At 33.6% G+C, this 21,465-nt stretch carries 25 protein-coding genes; 12 read left to right on the top strand and 13 right to left on the bottom strand.

Going from position 1 to position 21,465, the window contains the following annotated elements:
• Positions 1 to 170 precede the first annotated feature (170 nt).
• Positions 171 to 1,487, bottom strand: coding sequence for an adenosylhomocysteinase (ahcY, locus tag J2X17_RS00345; RefSeq protein WP_310293625.1), 1,317 nt, complete (start codon positions 1,485 to 1,487; stop codon positions 171 to 173).
• Positions 1,488 to 1,732: 245 nt separating this feature from the next.
• Between ahcY and J2X17_RS00340 the strand changes: the two genes are divergently transcribed.
• Positions 1,733 to 2,383: a 4'-phosphopantetheinyl transferase family protein gene (locus J2X17_RS00340; protein WP_310293622.1), complete on the top strand. Its 651-nt coding sequence runs from the start codon at positions 1,733 to 1,735 to the stop codon at positions 2,381 to 2,383.
• Between the two features lie 42 nt (positions 2,384 to 2,425).
• Here the strand turns inward: J2X17_RS00340 and J2X17_RS00335 are convergent, their stop codons facing one another.
• The 3 genes from J2X17_RS00335 to J2X17_RS00325 form a co-directional block, all read right to left on the bottom strand.
• The gene (locus J2X17_RS00335; RefSeq protein ID WP_310293620.1) at positions 2,426 to 2,842 is read right to left on the bottom strand and encodes a group III truncated hemoglobin; all 417 of its coding nucleotides are present in this window, start codon (positions 2,840 to 2,842) and stop codon (positions 2,426 to 2,428) included.
• Positions 2,839 to 3,126, bottom strand: coding sequence for a hypothetical protein (locus tag J2X17_RS00330; RefSeq protein WP_310293619.1), 288 nt, complete (start codon positions 3,124 to 3,126; stop codon positions 2,839 to 2,841). Before J2X17_RS00330 ends, J2X17_RS00335 begins: the two co-directional genes overlap by 4 nt.
• Before the next feature lie 80 nt (positions 3,127 to 3,206).
• Positions 3,207 to 3,803 (bottom strand): Crp/Fnr family transcriptional regulator, encoded by a 597-nt coding sequence (locus J2X17_RS00325; protein WP_310293618.1) that lies wholly within the window; start codon positions 3,801 to 3,803, stop codon positions 3,207 to 3,209.
• A 94-nt stretch (positions 3,804 to 3,897) separates the two neighbouring features.
• Between J2X17_RS00325 and J2X17_RS00320 the strand changes: the two genes are divergently transcribed.
• The 5 genes from J2X17_RS00320 (at position 3,898) to J2X17_RS00300 (ending at position 10,270) form a co-directional block, all read left to right on the top strand.
• Entirely contained in the window at positions 3,898 to 4,626 is a 729-nt protein-coding gene (locus tag J2X17_RS00320) for a phosphoglycerol geranylgeranyltransferase (protein ID WP_310293616.1), read from the top strand.
• A gap of 39 nt (positions 4,627 to 4,665) precedes the next feature.
• On the top strand, positions 4,666 to 5,289 hold the full coding sequence (pnuC, locus tag J2X17_RS00315; protein WP_310293614.1) for a nicotinamide riboside transporter PnuC: 624 nt from the start codon (positions 4,666 to 4,668) through the stop codon (positions 5,287 to 5,289).
• On the top strand, positions 5,250 to 7,364 hold the full coding sequence (locus tag J2X17_RS00310; RefSeq protein ID WP_310293612.1) for a DUF4301 family protein: 2,115 nt from the start codon (positions 5,250 to 5,252) through the stop codon (positions 7,362 to 7,364). The genes pnuC and J2X17_RS00310 overlap by 40 nt, the downstream gene beginning before the upstream one ends.
• Complete coding sequence (gene arfB / locus J2X17_RS00305) at positions 7,364 to 7,768, top strand: alternative ribosome rescue aminoacyl-tRNA hydrolase ArfB (RefSeq protein WP_310293611.1); 405 nt, start codon at positions 7,364 to 7,366, stop codon at positions 7,766 to 7,768. The genes J2X17_RS00310 and arfB overlap by 1 nt, the downstream gene beginning before the upstream one ends.
• A 339-nt stretch (positions 7,769 to 8,107) precedes the next feature.
• Positions 8,108 to 10,270 (top strand): TonB-dependent receptor, encoded by a 2,163-nt coding sequence (locus J2X17_RS00300; protein ID WP_310293609.1) that lies wholly within the window; start codon positions 8,108 to 8,110, stop codon positions 10,268 to 10,270.
• A 55-nt stretch (positions 10,271 to 10,325) separates the two neighbouring features.
• On the opposite strand, the gene J2X17_RS00295 is transcribed toward J2X17_RS00300, so the two are convergent.
• The gene (locus tag J2X17_RS00295) at positions 10,326 to 10,739 is read right to left on the bottom strand and encodes a Rieske (2Fe-2S) protein (protein ID WP_310293607.1); all 414 of its coding nucleotides are present in this window, start codon (positions 10,737 to 10,739) and stop codon (positions 10,326 to 10,328) included.
• 155 nt (positions 10,740 to 10,894) lie between these two features.
• Between J2X17_RS00295 and greA the strand changes: the two genes are divergently transcribed.
• The gene (gene greA, locus J2X17_RS00290) at positions 10,895 to 11,371 is read left to right on the top strand and encodes a transcription elongation factor GreA (RefSeq protein ID WP_029271926.1); all 477 of its coding nucleotides are present in this window, start codon (positions 10,895 to 10,897) and stop codon (positions 11,369 to 11,371) included.
• Positions 11,372 to 11,487: 116 nt separating this feature from the next.
• Positions 11,488 to 11,877: an HIT family protein gene (locus tag J2X17_RS00285; RefSeq protein WP_310293603.1), complete on the top strand. Its 390-nt coding sequence runs from the start codon at positions 11,488 to 11,490 to the stop codon at positions 11,875 to 11,877.
• A gap of 40 nt (positions 11,878 to 11,917) precedes the next feature.
• Here the strand turns inward: J2X17_RS00285 and J2X17_RS00280 are convergent, their stop codons facing one another.
• A complete protein-coding gene (locus J2X17_RS00280) occupies positions 11,918 to 13,072 on the bottom strand; it encodes a sensor histidine kinase (RefSeq protein WP_310293601.1) in 1,155 nt (384 codons plus the stop codon).
• A gap of 299 nt (positions 13,073 to 13,371) precedes the next feature.
• Here J2X17_RS00280 and J2X17_RS00275 point away from each other — a divergent pair, with 299 nt between their 5' ends.
• The 4 genes from J2X17_RS00275 to J2X17_RS00260 all read left to right on the top strand — a co-directional run bounded on the left by J2X17_RS00275 (position 13,372) and on the right by J2X17_RS00260 (position 16,244).
• Positions 13,372 to 14,247, top strand: coding sequence for a flavin reductase family protein (locus tag J2X17_RS00275; RefSeq protein WP_310293600.1), 876 nt, complete (start codon positions 13,372 to 13,374; stop codon positions 14,245 to 14,247).
• A 31-nt stretch (positions 14,248 to 14,278) separates the two neighbouring features.
• Positions 14,279 to 14,650, top strand: a complete 372-nt coding sequence (locus J2X17_RS00270) for a DUF3127 domain-containing protein (RefSeq protein ID WP_310293599.1) — start codon at positions 14,279 to 14,281, stop codon at positions 14,648 to 14,650.
• Positions 14,651 to 14,809: 159 nt separating this feature from the next.
• On the top strand, positions 14,810 to 15,448 hold the full coding sequence (gene aat, locus J2X17_RS00265) for a leucyl/phenylalanyl-tRNA--protein transferase (protein WP_310293598.1): 639 nt from the start codon (positions 14,810 to 14,812) through the stop codon (positions 15,446 to 15,448).
• 1 nt (position 15,449) lies between these two features.
• Positions 15,450 to 16,244 (top strand): MOSC domain-containing protein, encoded by a 795-nt coding sequence (locus J2X17_RS00260; protein ID WP_310293597.1) that lies wholly within the window; start codon positions 15,450 to 15,452, stop codon positions 16,242 to 16,244.
• Here the strand turns inward: J2X17_RS00260 and J2X17_RS00255 are convergent.
• From J2X17_RS00255 to J2X17_RS00225, 7 genes are all read right to left on the bottom strand, one after another.
• Positions 16,241 to 16,951 (bottom strand): HesA/MoeB/ThiF family protein, encoded by a 711-nt coding sequence (locus J2X17_RS00255; protein WP_310293595.1) that lies wholly within the window; start codon positions 16,949 to 16,951, stop codon positions 16,241 to 16,243. The genes J2X17_RS00260 and J2X17_RS00255 overlap by 4 nt on opposite strands.
• Before the next feature lie 58 nt (positions 16,952 to 17,009).
• Positions 17,010 to 18,146, bottom strand: a complete 1,137-nt coding sequence (gene thiH, locus J2X17_RS00250) for a 2-iminoacetate synthase ThiH (protein WP_310293593.1) — start codon at positions 18,144 to 18,146, stop codon at positions 17,010 to 17,012.
• Between the two features lie 70 nt (positions 18,147 to 18,216).
• Positions 18,217 to 18,594 (bottom strand): GxxExxY protein, encoded by a 378-nt coding sequence (locus J2X17_RS00245; protein WP_310293591.1) that lies wholly within the window; start codon positions 18,592 to 18,594, stop codon positions 18,217 to 18,219.
• 143 nt (positions 18,595 to 18,737) lie between these two features.
• Complete coding sequence (locus J2X17_RS00240; protein WP_310293589.1) at positions 18,738 to 19,514, bottom strand: thiazole synthase; 777 nt, start codon at positions 19,512 to 19,514, stop codon at positions 18,738 to 18,740.
• On the bottom strand, positions 19,495 to 20,133 hold the full coding sequence (locus J2X17_RS00235) for a thiamine phosphate synthase (protein WP_310293587.1): 639 nt from the start codon (positions 20,131 to 20,133) through the stop codon (positions 19,495 to 19,497). The genes J2X17_RS00240 and J2X17_RS00235 overlap by 20 nt, the downstream gene beginning before the upstream one ends.
• Positions 20,123 to 20,878 (bottom strand): hydroxymethylpyrimidine/phosphomethylpyrimidine kinase, encoded by a 756-nt coding sequence (locus J2X17_RS00230; protein ID WP_310293585.1) that lies wholly within the window; start codon positions 20,876 to 20,878, stop codon positions 20,123 to 20,125. The genes J2X17_RS00235 and J2X17_RS00230 overlap by 11 nt, the downstream gene beginning before the upstream one ends.
• On the bottom strand, positions 20,845 to 21,444 hold the full coding sequence (locus J2X17_RS00225) for a thiamine phosphate synthase (RefSeq protein WP_310293583.1): 600 nt from the start codon (positions 21,442 to 21,444) through the stop codon (positions 20,845 to 20,847). The genes J2X17_RS00230 and J2X17_RS00225 overlap by 34 nt, the downstream gene beginning before the upstream one ends.
• Between the last annotated feature and the right edge of the window lie 21 nt (positions 21,445 to 21,465).

The raw sequence follows: 21,465 nt of genomic DNA, 5'->3' as shown, positions 1-21,465 counted from the left end.
AATAGGGTCTTATTTTGATTCTTAAAAGTAAGTAGATATTTGTAAACGTGCAATTTTTTGAGAGAAATGTTTTTTGGATGAAATGCAAAACAAAAAACCCGACAGATTTTTAAAATCTGTCGGGTTTAAATATGTAAATCTAAAATCTAAAATCTAAAATCTAAGATGTCTTAGTATCTGTAGTATTCTGGTTTGAATGGACCTTCAACCGGAACACCAATATAAGCAGCCTGATCGTCACGTAAAGTTTCCAATTCAACTCCTAATTTAGCTAAGTGCAAAGCAGCAACTTTTTCATCTAAATGTTTTGGTAACATGTAAACATCATTGTTGTAAGCAGCACTGTTTTTCCATAATTCGATTTGAGCCAAAGTTTGGTTTGTAAATGAGTTACTCATTACAAAACTTGGGTGACCTGTAGCACAACCAAGGTTTACTAAACGACCTTCAGCCAAGATGATGATATCTTTTCCGTTGATGGAATATTTGTCAACCTGAGGTTTGATTTCGATTTTAGATGCACCGTGGTTTTTGTTTAACCAAGCCATATCAATTTCGTTGTCAAAGTGTCCGATGTTACAAACAACAGTTTTGTCTTTCATTTGCTCGAAGTGCTCTCCAAGAACGATATCTTTATTTCCAGTAGTTGTAATGATGATGTCAGCATTAGCAATTACAGTGTTTAATTTTTTAACTTCATAACCGTCCATTGCAGCTTGTAAAGCACAAATTGGGTCGATTTCAGTAACAGTTACAATAGATCCGGCACCTCTGAAAGAAGCAGCAGTTCCTTTTCCAACATCACCGTATCCACAAACAACAACTCTTTTTCCAGCCAACATTAAGTCAGTTGCACGACGTACAGCATCTACAGCAGATTCTTTACAACCGTATTTGTTATCAAATTTAGATTTAGTAACAGAATCATTAATATTGATGGCAGGCATTGGTAAAGTTCCGGCTTTTACTCTTTCGTAAAGTCTGTGAACACCAGTTGTAGTTTCTTCAGATAATCCTTTGATTCCAGGAACCAATTCCGGGAAACGGTCAATAACCATGTTTGTTAAATCTCCACCATCATCAAGAATCATGTTCAATGGTTTTCTGTCTTCACCAAAGAATAAAGTTTGCTCAATACACCAGTCAAATGATTGCTCATCAAGACCTTTCCAGGCGTAAACCTGAATTCCGGCAGCAGCAATAGCAGCAGCAGCCTGATCCTGAGTAGAGAAAATATTACAAGAAGACCAAGTAACTTCAGCACCAAGAGCGATTAAAGTTTCGATCAAAACAGCAGTCTGAATCGTCATGTGCAAACATCCAGCGATACGAGCACCTGCAAGAGGCTGTTCGTCTTTATATTCAGCACGAAGTGCCATTAAACCTGGCATTTCAGCTTCAGCTAGTTCAATTTCTTTTCTTCCCCAAGCCGCTAGAGAAATGTCTTTTACTTTGAAAGCCACAAAAGGCGTAGTTGTAGTACTCATTTATAGTATATTTGTATATTGTAAAATTTTTGCAAATTTACGGAATACCTTTGGAATTTTTACTATTTCTGTAAGATTTGTGAAATGTTTAATTTCTTAATCTTTAGAAGGTTAGTTTGTGAATTGTTTTTAAACCATATAAGTGATATAAGTTCATTTAAAAAGATTCTCTTCATAAATACTTTTTAAATTACGAATTGCTTAAATTTATAATTCACAACTTATAATTCATAATTAAATAAGTAATGCCTTTATTTGAAACCATACAATGTAACGAATCGACCAAACTTTTAATTTGGGAAATAACCGAATCGTTTGAGGAGTTATTGAGCCAAGTAGTTTTAAAAGAAAAAACACAGCGCAGACTAGACGGAATGAAATCCCAAATGCATCAGCGTGCTTTTTTGAGTGTTCGTATGCTGATTCAGGAAATGGGTTTTACAGATAAGGATTTGCATTATGATGAATTCGGAAAACCGTATTTCGATTGTCATAATTATATTTCGATTACACATTCATATCATTTTGCCGCAATCATTATTAGCCATCAGACAGTGGGCATTGACATGGAATTACAACGCGAAAAAATTCTTAAAATCGCGGATAAATTTGTCGATACCGAATTTAGTTACTTAAATCCAAATGTTTCTGAAGAGTACATCAAGAAACTTACTGTAATCTGGGGAGCAAAAGAAGCAATCTTTAAAATCAGAAACGAAAAAGGAATCAGTTTTAAAGATCATATAAGAGTTGGAGATTTTTCTTTAGACAACTGCAAGACTCAGGCAAGTCTTCATTTTGATGATTTGGTAAAAGATTTTGAAGTACATTATAAAGAAGTAAAATCGGATAATTTTGATCAGGATTTTACATTGGTGTATGCTTTTGAGAAATAAGTTTTTCAGGAAATTCCAAGTGTAAAAATTCCAGAGACTGATTTAATTTAATGGATCAAAAGATATTTCAGCGGTTTTCTTACGATGTTCAAACATACTTAAAAATAAAAAAGTTCCCATTTTTCTGGCGCGTCTTTTTAATGTTTCTACATTTTCGCCTTCAAAATGTTCGTCTAAAGTTTGAAACCAATAGTTAAGCCAGATTCCAAATTCGTTTGAAGTGATTTTGCCTTCAAAACGAGCGTCAACCTCATTGTGAACAGTATGCGGATTGCCTATGTATTTTTTGACTGCAAATAAATTGGTTTCCCAAAAATCTGTCAGTTTTTCGAGGTGTGCATCCCAATCTTTAATCATTGTATTAAAATAGAATCCAATTTCCTTATCGCCCCGAATTTTAGCATAGAACTGATGTACTAAAAATTCGACATCAGTTCTATTTTCTATTAGCTTTTTCATAGTACAAAACTATTCAGAAATATTAGTAAAACACTTAAAATAGCGCTCAAAATAATGAGGTTAAAAACCACTTTATGTTTCATTTGTGCTAAAATTGAAGTGTTGGCAAAAACACAGGCCAAAACAATAATTGCCAGCTGAATCATTTGTCCAACAGAGGTTCCGTGTGAAAGAATATACATGGCAGCCGCACCGCCTAAACAGCTTTGACCAATAACAGCCATTGCTGCAGAACCCATGTAATTTTTATTGAAATTTTCGAATGTTGTTTGATATAGTGTCATGATGTTGAGATTTTATACCACAAATTTACATTCGTTATGACACTTCATTTTATGACTTAAATCATAAAACAAGAATTATTTTATCTGTATACTTTTCGGTTTATAATCTTCAAAATACCTTTTTTTTCCAAGGCTTTAATGGTTCTGATTACGGTTTCGACACGTAAGCCAGTTAAATCGCCAATTTGCTGTCTCGTAAAAGTGATGAGGTAACCATTTTCATCTTTTTTGAAATTAAAATAAGCGATTCCGTGATCAATCAGTTTTAAAACCCGATGTTCTGGTTCCTGCGTAGACATTTCTGCCGCCATAACCGATTTGTAATATAATCGCTGCGCTAAATTTTGGATTATTTTAAGGCTTACTGCGGCATTTTCTTCTAACAATTTCATGAAGCTGTTTTTGGGAAGAAGAAGAATCTCAGAATCTTCAACAGCAATAGCGTTTGCAGGATAATTTTGGTTTAAAAACAATGGCGGTTCACCAAAAGATTGTTCTTTATAAAAAATCCCCTGAATAAATTCGCGCCCGTCATCATTATAATTGCTCATTTTTATTTCTCCCGAAATGATCTGATAATAATAGGCGGGCAAACTTCTTTCTTCAAAGACAATATCGTTTTTGGAAAAAAACTTTTTTACAGCACCGTATTTTTCTAGTAATTCAGCAGCAATCATAATTTGTTTTTTACTTTATTCTACATCTCCATACAAATATAATTCATTCAAAATAGTTCTTCTGCATTAAAAAACTTTTACTTTTACGCCCATTATGGAGCAAAAAATACTCAATATTCATCAACAGATTTTGAAAGCTAAAAGAAGTAGCGAAAAGTTACTCGCCATACTTTTAGATCCGGATAAAATTGTGTTGGAAAACTTAGATCAATTAATAAAAAAAATAAGTCAATCTCCTGCCACACATATATTTGTGGGCGGCAGTATTGTTCAGAATACTATTTTGGAGGAATTGATTTTCGAATTGAAACAAAAGACAAATTTACCCGTTGTGATATTTCCGGGCGATCCGTCACAAATTTCACCTCAGGCCGATGCGATTTTGTTTTTATCGTTATTGTCTGGTCGAAATCCGGATTATTTGATCGAATATCAGGTTCAGGCAGCTCCGATTCTTAAAAAGACCAATCTTGAAGTGATTTCTACGGGTTATATTTTGATAGAAAGCGGCAATGAAACTGCCGTTGCGCGTGTGAGTAAAACGAAACCGCTTAATCGTGAAAATTTCGATTTAGTTTTAGCCACAGCACAAGCGGGAGAAATGTTAGGGAATAAATTAATCTATCTGGAAGCAGGAAGCGGTGCTAAAAATGCTGTTCCACTGAAAATGATAGAGTTAATTTCGCGAAATATTGAAATTCCTATAATTGTTGGCGGAGGAATTGTAGATTTGCACGGAATTCAAAATGCCTATAATGCTGGCGCAGATTTAGTAGTTATTGGAACTGCTTTTGAAAACGACAGTCATTTTTTTGAATCATAAAAACATAACCAAAAACAACCAACCAAACAACTGACCCAAATGATTGATTTTTTTCTTGACAGTTATAAAAACGCCCCTTTGTGGCATATTGCTTTAGAGTTTTTAGTGTTTGTTTTTGGGATATTAAGCGTTTGGTTTGCAAAAAAAGAAAATATTTGGGTGTACCCAACGGGTTTGATTGCAACAGTCATTTCAGTATATCTATTATTTATTGCCGGATATATAGGAGATATGATTATTAACGGCTATTTTTCAATTATGAGTATCTATGGCTGGTACGTTTGGGCAAAAGGAGGAACGGCCGAAGATAATATGCCAATTACTCGTACAAATTTTAATGAAAAAATAATCGGAATCGTACTATTTATTGTTACTGTTTTTGTAGTTTTCGGCATTTATAAATACTTCGATTATGAAATCAAAAATGACAATTATGTCGATATGATTTCGTCCGGAATATTTTTCGCAGGAATGTGGTACATGGCCAGAAAAAAAATCGAAAACTGGACACTTTGGATTATTGGTGATATTATTGTAGTGCCTCTTTATGCTTATCGTGGCTTAGGAATGTTGTCACTACAATATTTAATTTTTACAATTTTAGCTATTTCAGCTTATTTAGAATGGAAAAAAATCTTAGACAACAAAAAACAAACATTATAAAAATTGCGTTATTTGGGCCCGAAAGTACCGGGAAAACAACTTTGGCAAAACAACTTGCAGAATATTACGAAACTCAATGGGTTCCCGAATTTGCACGCGATTACCTACAAGAAAAGTGGGAAGAAAATCAGCATATTTGCGTAGCTGATGACTTGCTTCCTATTGCTTACGGGCAGGTTGCATTAGAAAATAAAAAACTTTCTTCGGCTAAAAAATATCTTTTTTGTGATACCAATTTAATGGTTACAAAGGTTTTTTCTGAAATGTATTATGGGTTCTGTGATTCTTTATTAAATGAAGCCGCACTGGAACATGAATATGATTTATTTTTCCTGACGGATATTGATGTCCCTTGGGAAAAAGATGATATCAGAGATTCTCCTGTCGGTAGAGAAAGCGTATTTTCTGTTTTCAAACAAACTTTAATTGATACTAAAAAGCCATTTATTACGCTTTCAGGTGATAAGAAAAGCCGTTTGGCAAAAGCGTCAACTATTATAAATAATTTAGCCATAGCTAAAGAAAAGGGATTTTCATCGGCTGATTTTGTAGAAATTTATGAACACGGAATTTCGATTGAAAACATTTTACAGCAATTGGATATTTTAAAAAACGGAATTGCAAAGAGTAATTTAGTAAGTCCGGCGACAATTGGTAATGGAATTTTGACCTTATCGGAAGATGAATTCGAAGAAAAAGCTAGTTTTTTTGATAGTCAGAAATCAAATTTGAAAATAAAAAAATTCGTGCCTGCTTCTGGAGCGGCTACAAGAATGTTTAAGTTTTTAAATGCATTTTTGAATGATTTTGATATTGAAAAAGAAACTATAAATGCCTATATCAATAGAAAAAAGGACAAAGAACTTTCTATTTTTATTGTAGCAATGGATAAATTTCCTTTTTTTAAGGCGATCGATAAAAAATTAAAATTAGTTTATCCGGATTTTGACAATTTAGAGCGTGATTATAAAAATTATTATTTCATAAAATTATTGCTTTCTTCATATTATTTTGATTTTGCAAATAAGCCAAAAGCAGTTTTGCCTTTTCATAAGTATAAGACCCATATTGCAAATCCTATTGAAGAACATTTGAATGAGTGTGTGCATTATGCGTCATCAAATCAAGTTTCTAATCTTCATTTTACGGTAACCGAAGCACATCAAAATCTATTTGAGGAAGCTGTTGGCTTGTTAAAAAGTAAAATTGAAGAGCTATCAGGAACAAAAATTAATATTGGATATTCGTATCAAAACAAAAGAACGGATTCTATTACAGTTGATAGTGCTAATAAATTTGCGCGAAATAGTAATGGATCACTGGTTTTTAGACCGGGAGGACATGGTGCTTTGATTGAAAATTTAAATGAACTTGATTCAGATATTATTTTCATTAAGAATATTGACAATGTAATTCAAAATCATATTGATAAAATTGCGCTTTACAAAAAGGCTTTGGCTGGTGTTTTAATCGAAATTCAGCAAAAAGTTTTTGGGTATTTGATAGCTATTGAAAAACAAGAAATAAGAGAAAACGACATTGCCGTAATCATTGAGTTTTTAAAGCAAAAATTGAATATCACAGTAACAAATGATTTTAATAAATTTACTTTCGAAAATAAAATAAACAAAATCAAAGAGTTGTTAGATCGGCCAATTCGGGTATGTGGAATGGTAAGAAATGAAGGAGAACCGGGTGGTGGGCCATTTTGGGTGATGAATGATAAAGGCATACTTTCATTACAAATTGTAGAAACTTCTCAGGTAGATTTACACAATAAAAAACATCTCGAAATTTTATCTGAAGCAACTCATTTTAATCCGGTAGATTTAGTTTGCGGAATTAAAAATTATAAAAACAAAAGATTTGATCTGAAACAATTTGTAGATCATAATGCCGGCTTTATAGTTGAAAAAAGTGTTGAAGGCAAAACGGTTAAAAGTTATGAATTGCCTGGCCTATGGAATGGTGCTATGGCGAATTGGCTGACTATTTTTGTAGCAGTTCCGCTGATCACTTTTAATCCTGTAAAAACAGTAAATGATTTATTAAAAGCAGCACATCAGCCACAATAATGGAAATCGATAAAATCATATCAGAATTGAGTTTTAAAGCCGTTCGCAGCAGTGGTGCCGGTGGTCAAAACGTAAATAAAGTATCATCAAAAGTGGTATTGACTTTTGATTTAAATGCTTCTCAGTCCTTATCTGATGAAGAAAAATTACTTTTATTGACTAACATTTCTCCACGTTTAACAACTGAAAATATTCTGATTTTAAATTGTGATGAAGATCGAAGTCAGCTAAAAAATAAAGATATTGTTGTAAAACGTTTTCTAGAAATCATCAAAAAAGGATTGCATGTTCCTAAAGTTCGAAAAGCGACGAAAGTTCCAAAATCAGTGATCAAAAAACGAATCAAAGACAAAAAGAATATCTCTGAAATAAAGCAATCTCGTAGAAAGCCAGATTTAGATTAAATTCCAATTTATAAATTCCAAATTCCAAAAAGATTACTTTATGTAGTTTTCAATTGGAATTTGGAATTTTAGTTTTGGAATTTGATTTAATCTGTAAGTTTTTTTGGAATTTGGAATTTTAATTTTTGGAATTTGCTTTTTAAGCTTACATTTGCACTGTCTCAAAGGGGTGCTCTAAATAACGAGCTGAGATCATACCCAAAGAACCTGAGCAAGTAATGTTGCTAAGGGAAAAAACGACAATTGTTAGCGTGCACACTATATCTTGTCGTAAAGAAACACATTTACTAATTTAACAAAAAGAATAATTCCCCCTTTTATTCGTAATTTTTTTTACGGATGAAAACATTTTTTAAAGGTGCTCTTAAAGGTACAAAGGTGCAAAGGCACAAAGGTTCAAAGTTGAACAACAAATCTATTTTCTTTACTCTATTTTCTTTACTCTATTCTCTTTTTTCTTTTTCACAAGAACAGGATTCAACCAAAGTCAATAAGCTTGATGATGTCTTGGTTTCGGCAGTTCGTGTGACTACAAAAACGCCTGTTACATTTAGTAATTTGGATAAAAAAGATATTAAATATCGAAATCTGGGTCAGGATATTCCAATTTTAATGAATTATCTGCCTTCTGTTATCACTACTTCTGATGCTGGAAACGGAATGGGCTACACTGGGATTCGTGTCCGCGGAAGCGATGCAACAAGGGTAAATGTTACCATCAACGGAATTCCGTACAACGATGCCGAAAGTCAGGGAACATTTTGGGTGAATATGCCTGATTTTGCTTCTTCTTTGGAGAGTCTGCAATTACAACGCGGTGTTGGAACTTCTACAAATGGAGCGGCTGCTTTTGGTGCCAGTTTAAATATGCTGACTGATAATTATGCTTCAAAAGCAAATGGCGAAATCTCAGGTTCGTTTGGAAGTTTTAATTCTCAAAAAGAAACTATAAAATTCAGCACAGGCTTATTAAACGATCATTTTGAATTGGCAGGACGTTTGTCAAGAATTAAATCGGATGGTTATGTAGACAGAGCAAGTTCTGATTTGAAATCGTATTTTTTACAAGGAACTTACGTTGGAAAAACTACTTTAATTAAAGCTTTGGTTTTTGGCGGAACAGAAAAAACATACCAATCCTGGAACGGAATTGATGCCGAAACCCTAAATACAAACCGTACTTTTAACTCTGCCGGAATGTACACAGATGAAGCCGGAAATGTTCGTTTTTACGATAATGAAACCGATAATTATCAACAGGATCATTATCAATTGCATTGGAGCGAATCGCTGTCTGATAAATGGAGTATGAACCTGGCTTTTCATTACACAAAAGGAAAAGGCTATTACGAAAATTACAAAGAAGATGCAGATATGGCCGAGTATGGTTTATTACCAGTTGGGGGTGTAACAACGACCGATTTAGTGCGTCAGAAATGGTTGGATAATGATTTCTACGGAACAACTTTCTCAGTAAAATACAAAGAAGAAAAACTGGACGTTATTTTTGGCGGAGGCGGGAATAAGTACGAAGGCGATCATTACGGAAAAGTAATCTGGGCGAGATATGCTTCGCAATCAGAATTAGGAGATCATTATTACGATGATTTTTCAACAAAAACAGATGGCAATATTTTCGCGAAAGCCAATTATCAATTCACAGAAAAATTAAGCTTTTATGGTGATTTGCAATATAGAAATGTAAAGTATAAAGCCAATAGTGTTGAAACTGGTATTGTCGATGATAATTTCAATTTTTTTAATCCGAAAGCGGGTTTGAATTATGAAATCAATCAAAAAAGCACACTTTATTTTTCATACGCCAGAGCGAATCGTGAACCAAACAGGACGGATTACGAAGGTGGAAACGTAAAGCCTGAAAAACTAAATGATTTCGAATTAGGCTGGAGATTCAATTCGGAGAAATTTCAACTGAATTCAAACTTCTACTACATGGCATACAAAGATCAGTTGATTTTAACCGGAACATTAGATGATGTTGGCTCGCCAATTCGCTCCAATACTGATAAAAGTTACCGTTTAGGTTTTGAAGTTGATGCGACAATTAAACTTTCTGAACAGTTTTTGCTTCGACCAAACTTAACCATAAGCAGTAATAAAAATGTTAATCTGGCAGTTGAAGGCCAAAACTACGGAACTACTAAAATAGCATATTCGCCAGAAGTGATTGTAGGAAATATTATTGTTTACAGCCCAATTGAAAGTTTGCACATATCGTTATTGCAGAAATTTGTTGGTGAACAATACATGAACAATATCGAATTGCCATCAGCAAAACTGGCAGATTATTTCGTAAACGATTTGAATGTGTCTTATGAAATAAAACCAAAATCTGTCTTCAAATCAATTATGATTACCGGTTTAGTGAATAATATTTTAGACAAGAAATATGTGTCAAACGGATATATGTGGGACGTTTACCCGTACTATTATCCTCAGGCAGGAATTAATTTCTTAGCAGGATTGACTTTAAAATTCTAAAAGTTTCCAAAAACTAAAAAGCCTGAAAGTTTAAAATTTTCAGGCTTTTCTATTTTTAATTATAAACGTGAATTACAGTTCCTATAACTTCGACTTTGTATTGTTTTAAAGGATATTCCTTGCCTCCAAGTCCTGTAAATAAACTATAAGAAGTTTTATCGCAAGAGCAGACAGCATTGATGCCGTCAATAGTCATAGCGGTACAAGAATTCAGAGCCTGATTTGGACAAGCGGCATCAAAAGCATTGTAACCGCTTCCGGCATTGAAAATGATAACACCTTTGGCTCCAAAATTCGGAACAATAACACCATTACTCACAAACTTAAGATTTGAATAAGCTGGCAGATTCATATCTACAGATAAGTTAACGGAATAGTTAGGGATATTTGGGTTATTATTGCTTCTTTCTTTATCACTACAAGAGAAAAGTACAGAAACAAATATTATTAGTAGCCAGAATTTTTTCATTATTTTATGGAGTATTAGTGAAACAAAAATAAATTATTTAGTTTTGAATTCTATATGATTAACATATAATTATGTACTATTAAAAATAATAGTATATTTGTAATAAGAAATCCCGTCCCGATGGGATTTTTTGTATTTATATAAACGATGAAGTTATGAGTAAAGTATCTTATTATACCGCAGAAGGATTAAAAAAATTAAAAGATGAATTGGAGCATTTAAAAAGTGTAATGCGTCCGAAGGCATCCCAAGATATAGCAGAAGCAAGAGACAAAGGTGATTTATCTGAAAACGCCGAATACGATGCAGCAAAAGAAGCACAAGGTTTATTAGAAATGAGAATTGCTAAACTGGAAGAAGTGTATTCTAATGCCAGATTAATTGACGAATCACAATTGGATGTTTCAAAGGCATTGGTACTTTCTAATGTAAAAATTAAAAACCAAAGCAACGGAATGGAAATGAAATATACGCTTGTTGCTGAAAGTGAAGCGGACCTTAAAACTGGAAAAATCTCAGTGACTTCTCCTATTGGAAAAGGTTTACTAGGAAAATCAGTTGGAGAGGTAGCAGAAATTACAGTACCAAATGGCGTTTTGAAATTTGAAATTCTTGAAATCTCAAGAGACTAGTAATTTTTAGTTTAACTGTTTAATCGTTCAATCGGTTAAACGGAAAAACCCGATTAAACAATTAACCGAATAAACGATTAAACAAATAAACGGTTAACCGATTCAACAAATATACAATGAGCAGCATATTCACTAAAATAGTAAACGGAGAAATTCCTTCTTATAAAATTGCTGAAGACGATAAGTATTTGGCTTTTTTAGATGTAAATCCAAACGCAAAAGGTCACACACTTTGTATTCCAAAACAAGAAATCGATAAGATTTTTGATATGGATGATGAGCTGTATTTAGGATTGATGAAGTTTTCTAAAAAAATTGCAATTGCTTTAGAAAAGACGGTTCCCTGCAAAAGAGTCGGAATGGCGGTTGTTGGTTTAGAAGTTCCTCACGCGCACGTTCATCTGATTCCATTAAATCATATGGATGAAATGCGTTTTCAAAATAAAGTATCTCTTTCTAAAGAAGAATTTGAAGATTTGGCAAAAAGTATTCAGGCGAATTTATAAAACAAATTCAATACAATAAAAAAGAGCAGTAAAGTAAAATTTACTGCTCTTTTTTATTGTATTGAATTTGAAAAGTAGTGCCTTTTCCAACTTCAGAATGCAAAATTTTAATTTTTCCGTTATGGTATTCTTCAACAATTCTTTTGGTTAAAGAAAGCCCTAATCCCCAACCGCGTTTTTTGGTGGTAAAACCAGGTTCAAAAATGCTTTTAAATTGTTTTTTGGGAATTCCGGTTCCAGAATCCTTGATGTTTATTTTTACATGATGCGCATCTTGCTCAATTTGAAGTTCTAAACTTCCTTTTCCCCTCATGGCATCAATCGCATTTTTGATTAAATTTTCAATAGTCCAACTGTGAAGGGTCGGATTTATCATGGCAAAAATAGGTTCTTCTGGAACATTATAGGAAAATGTTACCTGCTTTGAAAATCGCGACTGTAAATATTCGTACGTGTTTAAAGTCTCAGAAACAATATTATGCGCTTCTAAAACGGGGATAGACCCAATTTTTGAGAAACGGTCTGCAATAGTTTGTAGTCGGTCAACGTCTTTCTCGATTTCGACTGTTATAGACGGATCAATTTCTTCGGTTCTTAAAATTTCAACCCAGCCAATTAATGAGGATAATGGTGTGCCAATCTGATGTGCTGTTTCCTTTGCCATTCCTGCCCAAAGTTTGTTTTGGGTCGCCATTTTGGTACTTCTGTAGAAATTATAGATTAATGCTCCAAACAAAAAGAAAATCAGCAATAATGCTATCGGATAGTATTTAAGTTTATTCAGTAATTCCGAATTACCATAATATAATGTTTGAAATTTTCCGGGTGCATATTCAATATTAATTGGGTCATTTTCGTGCTTCAGATTATTCAAATATTGCAGTGATTTTTTTTCATCTGCCATTATTTTTTCCGGTACATTGACAGAGCCAATAATTTTATCTCCGTACATTGTCAGCATAACAGGAATCGAGTGGTTGTTGTTTAAAATCTCAACAGTTAAATTTAAGTCCGTATTTTCATCAGCACTGACTAAGGTTTTTTGCGCATTGGCCACAAGATTCATTTTTATTCTTTCTTCATTTTTGAAAACCTGAAAAAAAGTATAGGTATTCCAAAGAATCAAAGAAATGATTAAAAAGGAAATAGAAATGATGATCCAGCGGGTTGTATTTCTTCTTTCGGAAAAAAACATAAATATTGTTTTGAGGTATAAATATAACGAAATAATCACATTTAATATTTTATGAAAGTCTGCAAAGTGTACCAAATGTTTTTTTTGCCACAGATTAGCACAGATTTTATGCCCTTAATCTGTTGAATCTGTGTTAATCTGTGGCTAATTTTTCAGTATGCTATTAGTCATGGATAATCATATAATATTTTGTTATTTACTAAAGATTTTTGTTTTTATGCCCTAAAGTATTTCTTTGGCATAAACGATTTCTATACTTTTGTAGCTGCCGAAACGAGCTTCGGTTTAAAACAAAAAATATGATTAGCATTGATCCAAAAGAAATACCAACGGTAAAACTACAAGGTTATTTGCAAAGCGCTGTAGGGCCGAGGCCTATTGCATTTGCAAGTACAATAAGTTCAAAAGGAATTCCTAATTTGTCTCCTTTTAGTTTCTTTAATGTCTTTAGTGCCAATCCGCCAATTTTGGTTTTTTCGCCGGCACGACGCGTGCGCGACAATACGGTAAAACATACGCTTGTTAATGTTGAAGCAACTCGCGAAGTGGTTATTAATGTGGTTAATTATGATTTGGTACAGCAAACTTCGCTGGCAAGTACAGAATATGGAGATGGTGTAAACGAATTTATCAAAGCCGGATTAACTCAAATTCCGTCAGATTTGGTAAAACCGTATCGTGTTAAAGAATCTCCGGTGCAGTTTGAATGCAAAGTGACGCAGATTATTCCGTTAGGGACAGAAGGCGGAGCCGGGAATTTGATCCTTTGTGAAGTAGTGAAAATTCATATTCACGAATCGATTTTAGATGAAAATGGAGCCATTGACCAGCATAAAATTGATTTGGTTTCAAGACTTGGAAATAATTGGTACTCAAGATCAAACCAGGGACTTTTTGAAGTGACAAAACCACTTACGGCTTTAGGGGTTGGGGTAGATGCAATTCCGAATTTCATTAGGGAAAGCGGTGTTTTTAGCGGAAATGATCTCGGAAAATTAGGCAATATTGAAGCCTTGCCCACAACAGAAGAAGTTAGTATATTTGTGAAAGAAAATTTTTCTGTGAAAGGAGTTTTAAGCTCAGATGATCAGGAAAAAATTCATTTAGAAGCCAAAAAATATCTGGATAAAGAAGATGTTTCATCGGCTTGGAAAGTGCTTTTAGCCAAAAAATAAAGAATAGAAACAATAATTAATATAGACGAAGATGGAAGTTACAGGAAAAGTAAAAGTGGTTAATCCAGAGCAACAAGTTAGTGCTGCATTCAAAAAAAGAGAGTTGGTCGTTACTACAGACGAGCAATATCCTCAACACATTTTGATTGAATTCACTCAGGATAAATGCGATTTATTGAGCAGCTACAAGCAAGGTGAAGCAGTAAAAGTTTCTATCAATTTAAGAGGAAGAGAATGGGTTAATCCACAAGGAGAAACTAGATATTTTAATAGTATTCAAGGTTGGAGAATCGAAAGATTAGCTCCAGAAGGTCCTGCTCAGACACCAGCAATGCCTGCTGCAGAGGCTTTTGCTCCAGCTACAAACTTAAACGAAGACGAACCGGACGATTTGCCTTTCTAAGAGTTTAAAATACAATTTAAAAATTCCAAATTCCAATCATTCTGTGTATGGGATTTGGAATTTTTTATATTCTGTACACCTTTGTCAAAGTTTTAAACTTTGACAAAGGTTTTCTAAGGGTTTGGAATTTGGATTTTTATTATTGGAATTTTTTATAAGATGTATTATTTACGTGAAGAGCTGTTTTTTCCACCCGTTTCAGAAGCCGATGAAGAAGGGATTCTGGCCATTGGTGGTGATTTAAATCCGGAGCGTTTAAAGCTGGCTTACCAAAGCGGAATTTTTCCGTGGTTTAACGCGGGAGAGCCTATTTTGTGGTGGTCACCGGATCCTCGGATGGTTTTGTTTTTGGATGAATTAATTGTATCCAAAAGCATGCGTAATATTTTGAACCGAAATCAGTTTAAAGTTACCTTTAATCAAAATTTTGAAGATGTAATCTCAAATTGTCAAAAAATAAAACGCGACGGTCAAAACGGAACCTGGATTTCAAATGAAATGATCGAATCATATTGCAAATTACATACTCAGGGAATTGCAAAATCAGTTGAGGTTTGGCAGGATGAAGTTTTAGTTGGAGGTTTGTACGGAATTGATTTGGGTCATGTTTTTTGTGGGGAAAGTATGTTTTCAAAAGTATCAAATGCTTCTAAAGTTGCCTTTATAGCTTTGGTCAATTATTTAAGAGAAAAGAATTATAAGCTTCTGGATTGTCAGGTTTATAATCCGCATTTAGAAAGTTTGGGTTGTTGCGAAATTGATCGTGATGCATTTATGTCTATTTTAAAAAGTAAGTAAAATGAGTACAATTCATGTTGTAAAAGAAATTTACATTTATCCGATAAAAAGTTTGGCCGGAATTAGCTGTCAAAACGCTAAAGCAGAAGAAATGGGTTTTGAAAATGACCGCAGATGGATGTTGATTGATGCTGAAAACCAAATGATAACGCAAAGAGAATATCCAATTATGAGTCAGTTTTATCCTCAAATTTCAGATGGAAAAATTAGTATTTCTTTTAAAGATCAAAAGCATGAGTTCTCTATTAATGAAAGTTTAGAAAATTCAATAGAAGTTAATGTTTGGGATGATAAAAGTGAAGTGGTTGAAGTGAATATTGTTACTTCAGAATGGTTTAGCCAGCAATTGGGTTTTGAATGCAAATTGGTTAAAATCATAAAAACTGGAGGACGAAAACACGAAAGTTCAAGACTTAAAGAAACCTTCAATGTAAGTTTAGCCGATGGTTATCCGTATTTATTAATCGGAACAGAGAGCCTTGATTTTTTGAATATTAAATTAGCAGAAAAAATTACCATAAAAAGATTTCGTCCAAACATTGTAATCAGTACTCAAAAAGAACATGAAGAAGACAATCTTGATACTTTCAAAATTGGAGAGGTTCAATTTAAAAATGTAAAACCTTGCGGAAGATGCATTATGGTAAACAATGATCCACAGAAAGGAATCGTAAAAAAAGAACCTTTAAAAACCTTAAGCAAGTATCGAAATGTAAATAATTCCGTTTTATTCGGAACTAATATCGTGAGTTTGAATTCGGGAATAATTAGTGTTGGCGATGCCGTTATTTTTTAGAAATTCAATTTGGTAAAACTCCAGTTTAACGTGTTGAAAATCACCAATTCATTTTTTAAAGTTTGTAATTCTAAAATTAATTTCAGCGTTTCATGCGCCATTATCGTGCCTATAATTCCGGGTAAAGTTCCCAAAACACCATTCAAGTTACAATTTGGAACTTCTTTCGGGTCTGGCATTTCAGGAAATAAATCACGTAAGTTTTTACCTCCGTTATGATTAAAAACAGCAACCTGACCTTCAAATTTTAAAATACTTCCGTAGATCAAAGGTTTCTGAAATTGGATACAGGTATCGTTTACCAAATAACGGGTTGCAAAATTATCAGAGCCATCTACAATAACATCGTATTGTTGAATGATTGTTGCTGCATTTTCCCTTGTCAGTTTCATATTAATAGCTGCAACCTCAATTAACGGATTCAGTTTTGAAACGACTTCTTTGGCAACAATTGCTTTCTCTTTTCCAATTTCATTTTCAGTATATAAAATCTGTCGATGTAAGTTGTGTATCTCAACGGTATCAAAATCCATTATCCCAATAAAGCCAACACCTGCCGTTGCAATATATTGTAAAACAGGACAGCCCAAACCCCCAGCTCCAATTACCAATACTCTTGCTTTTTTCAGTTTTTCCTGACCTTCATCGCCAATTTCAGGAAGAATGGTTTGTCGGTTGTAACGTAGAAATTCTTGTATGATACTCATTTTTTTTAAGTCTTAAAGTTTGAAAGTCGAAAGTCATAAAGTCAAAAGTTGGTGGACTTTAGGACTTTCGACTTTCAGACCTTTGACTAAATGTTCTATCCCAGTCCTTCCAAACAGGTTCGTAGCCTGAGTTTTTTATGATTTGTGCTATTTCATTTGCAGATCTTTCATCACTTATTTCAAATTGTTCCAACGATTGTGGATCAACAACGTAACCACCGGGATTGGTTTTAGAACCGGCACTCATGCTGGTTACGCCAATCGGAATAATATTGTTTCTGAATTTTTCATTTTCACGAGTTGAAATAGAGATTTCCAGATCTTCATTCCACAAACGATATGCACAAATTAACTGTGTCAAATCTTTATCATCCATAATAAAATTGGGTTCAATAATGCCTTCCGCAGGACGCAGCCTCGGAAAAGAAACTGAATATTTTGTCTGCCAATATTTTTTTTGAAGATAATCTAAATGCAGTGCGTTGAAAAAACTATCCGTTCGCCAATCTTCCAAACCTAATAAAACACCTAAACCTATTTTATGAATTCCGGCACTCCCGATTCGGTCAGGAGTTTCCAGCCTGTAATCGAAATTCGATTTTTTTCCTTTCGTGTGGTATTTTTTATAGACTTCCTGATGATATGTTTCCTGATATACCAAAACTGAATATACACCAGCCTCATGCAAACGTTCATAATCTTCGGTAGAAAGCGGCTGAACTTCTACAGAAATAATGGAGAATTGTTCTCTTATTAAGGTAATGGCATTCAGGAAATAATTAATATTTACCGTGTAATTTGCTTCGCCGGTTACCAATAAAACATGATCAAAACCAACATTTTTTAGTGCTTCAACTTCGAGTTTTATCTCTGCGTCTGTAAGTGTTTTTCGTTTGATTTTATTGTCTAAACTGAAACCACAATACGTACAGATGTTTTGGCATTCATTGCTTAAATACAATGGCGCGTACATTTGAATCGTTTTTCCGAAACGTTTTTTGGTTAGTTCATGGCATTGCTGTGCCATTTGCTCTAAGTAATTTTGGGCAACAGGAGAAATCAAAGCTAAAAAATCGTCAAGGTTACGTTTTGTTTTTGCCAGCGCACGTTCTACATCCTGCGAAGTCGCTTGGTATATTTTTGATTGAATGGAATCCCAATTATAGTTTTCAAAAACCGATTTAAATGTTTTCATTTTGATTGTTTTTTATTTCACGCAGATTTTGGCAGATTTAAGCAGATTAAAAATGATTTTTTTATAATATTTATATCTTATTTGCAATTCTTTTTATATCATCTAATATGTTTAGAGTATTGAAATTAACCAGCAAACCTAATTTTTTATTGGAGAGTCTTAAATATGTCGAAAGTTGTTTGTAATGTATTGGAGCTAAATCTTCAACAGATTTTAATTCGATTATCACTTTGTCTTCAACTAAGAGATCAATTCTAAAAGCAGGATCTAATATTATATCTCCGTAAGGAATTATAATTTCAACTTGTTTCTGAACTTGTAAATCTGTTTTTGTTAATTCATAAAACAAAGCGCTTTCATACACTGATTCAAATAATCCAGGTCCTAAATTATTATACACTTTAAAAATTGCTCCTCTAATTATATACGATATTTCATTTTCAGTCATTATTCTTTAATTTAAATTTACTCAAAATTAAAGAATTTTCTTTCTTTTTTATTGTTTCTATTATCTAAGATTTTATAATATTTGACATGTAAAATAAAATCATTTTTAATCTGCTTAAATCTGCAGAATCTGCGTGAAAAATTTTATTCATATAAAAAAGAAGTCAAAGGGCTAGAAGCAATCGCACGATTCTGCTGATTAGCAATCTTAGCTTCAAAAGCTTTTCGTCCTGCAATAACAGCTTCTTTAAAAGCTTCAGCCATTAATTTTGGATTTCCGGCGACCGCAATGGCAGTATTGACCAAAACAGCATCAGCACCAATTTCCATTGCTTTTGCAGCGTCGGATGGAGCGCCAATTCCGGCATCGATAATTACAGGAACAGTACTTTGTTCGATAATTATCTCCAGGAAATCAATAGTTTTTAATCCCTTATTACTTCCAATTGGGGATCCTAAAGGCATCACCGCGGTCGTTCCGGCGCTTTCTAAATGTTTGCATAAAACAGGATCAGCGTGAATATAAGGCAATACAAAAAATCCAAGTTTTGCCAATTCTTCTGTAGCTTTTAAAGTTTCAATAGGATCGGGCATTAAATATTTTGGATCCGGATGAATCTCAAGTTTTACCCAATTGGTTTCGAGCGCTTCTCTCGCTAATTGTGCGGCGAAAACAGCTTCTTTAGCATTTCTTGCCCCGGATGTATTGGGCAATAAATTAATATTTGGATGTTTTAAATGTGATAAAATAGCATCAGTTTCTGTTTCAAGATCAATGCGCTTTAAGGCCACAGTTACCAATTCAGTTCCTGAAGCTAAAATCGCTTCTTCCATTTGGATATTGGAACCGAATTTTCCTGTTCCCAAAAATAAACGCGATTTAAAGCTTTTATCCCCAATATTAAACACTGACGTTTGCATATAATTTTTCGTTGAGTTGTTGAATTAATTTTTCTTTTTGATCACTTTTTGTAATCATTCCGGAAACAGCTATTCCGTGAATTCCGGTTTCCAATAATGGATTTATATCATTTAATGTGATACCGCCAATGGCGTAAACAGGAGTTTCTATTTTACTGTTTTTCATTTTTTGAAGAGTAGTATAGTAGCCTGACAAACCTAAAATGGGACTTAATTTTTCTTTTGTATCGGTAAACCGAAAAGGTCCTAATCCGATATAATCACAACCATTTTTTACATGATTTTCAATATCTTCAAAAGTGTTGGCTGTTCCGCCGATAATTTTTGTATTTCCTAAAATTGCTCTTGCCTCTGCAATATTCATATCGGTTAACCCCAAATGCACACCATCTGCAGCGATTTGTTGTGCCAGATATAAATTGTCATTTACAATAAAATTGGCGAGATATTCTTCGCATAAAAATTTTACCGCTTCCGCTAAAGCAAAAGTGTCTTTGGCTGTTTGATTTTTGAAACGCAGCTGTATCCAATCGCATCCTGCATCTAAGGCGTGATGAATATTATACAATTGTTCTTCGATTGTTTTTCCTTGCGAAATGTATTGCAGTTTATTGTACATAGTGATATCCGATTAAGGTTGATGTTGAATTCAGGTATTTTTCTATGTAGGTTTTAGCATTTTTACAAGCTTCTTCCAAAGTTTGATCTAACGCCAGATTTGCGGCGATTGCTGCTGATAAAACACAGCCGGAACCATGTTTTTCAAAGCATTTTTTTGCTGAAGGGGAGAGTTCAATATTTTCATTTTTTAAGAACAAACGATCAGTTCCGATTTCCAATTCGTTATGTCCTCCTTTTAGTAAAATGTTGGTTGGAATTTCATTTTGGAGCCAAAGTTTGTTTGGAACAAAACCTGGAAATAAAATTTCAATTTCATTGTAATTAGGTGTAATCAAATCAATTTTTGAGAGAATTGTATTCAGATCCAGATTTTCTTCGACTTTTAAAAATTCGAATTTTGTTGTGGATTTTAGAACGGGGTCCCAAACAATTTTGGAGGTAGGGGACAACAGTTTTATTGTCGAAAGAATTCGGTTTAAATAATGGAAACTTGGTACAATTCCAATTTTTACCGTTTGAATTTTATAGCTTAGGAAAAGGGTTTCAATAGAACGGATTACAAAACTCAAATTAGTCCATTGAATTTCATAAAAAGAATTTTCAGTTTGAATTGTATTTGCCGTTACGACAGCAAAACCTGTCACCTGATGCTGTTCGAATGTTTTAACATCTGCCAAAACACCCGCGCCACCACAAGGGTCAAATCCTGCTACACTAAGTACGAAAGGGCGATTTTCTGACATAATTTAAATTGTTTTATTGGGTTTTCACTATTCCAGATGCTTCCTAAAAGCGCGATATTATCAAAGCCATTTTCAAGTGTTTTTTTTATGTTTTTAAGATCAATTCCGCCTAAAGCGATAACTTTTGTCTTAGAATTTGTTCTTAATTTTAACGCCTCAAAAAGATCTTTTTCAGAATAATATTCTTCTTTAGAAATGCTTTTGAAAACAGGGCTTAAAAAGGCATATTCAAAAAGGCTTTCCAAGGCGTTAAAATCGTCAATAGAATGCGTTGACGTTGAATACCTATAAGGTTTTGAAAACCTTGCAGGAACAACATGAGAATTTTTTCTGTCTTTTTCAGAAAAATGAATTCGGTTAATTCCAAAATCTTCTGCCAATTGATGATGGCTGTGTAAAACCAAATTAGATCTGAATTCCTTTTTTATATGATTAATAAAATGCGCCATTTCAACTTCAGAAAATTCGGGTTTCCGAATATGAAGCAAAGACAATCCTTCCTCAAACAAAGAATCAATAATGCCAATTTCGCCAGAAATTGCGGAAGGATTAGTAATCACAATCATATCTTTTCTCTTGATTCTTGA

This window comes from Flavobacterium aquidurense (assembly GCF_031458035.1).
In the GTDB taxonomy this organism is placed as follows: domain Bacteria; phylum Bacteroidota; class Bacteroidia; order Flavobacteriales; family Flavobacteriaceae; genus Flavobacterium; species Flavobacterium aquidurense_C.
Note: the sequence above shows the minus strand (reverse complement) of the source record. Positions and strands in the feature narration are given on the sequence as shown.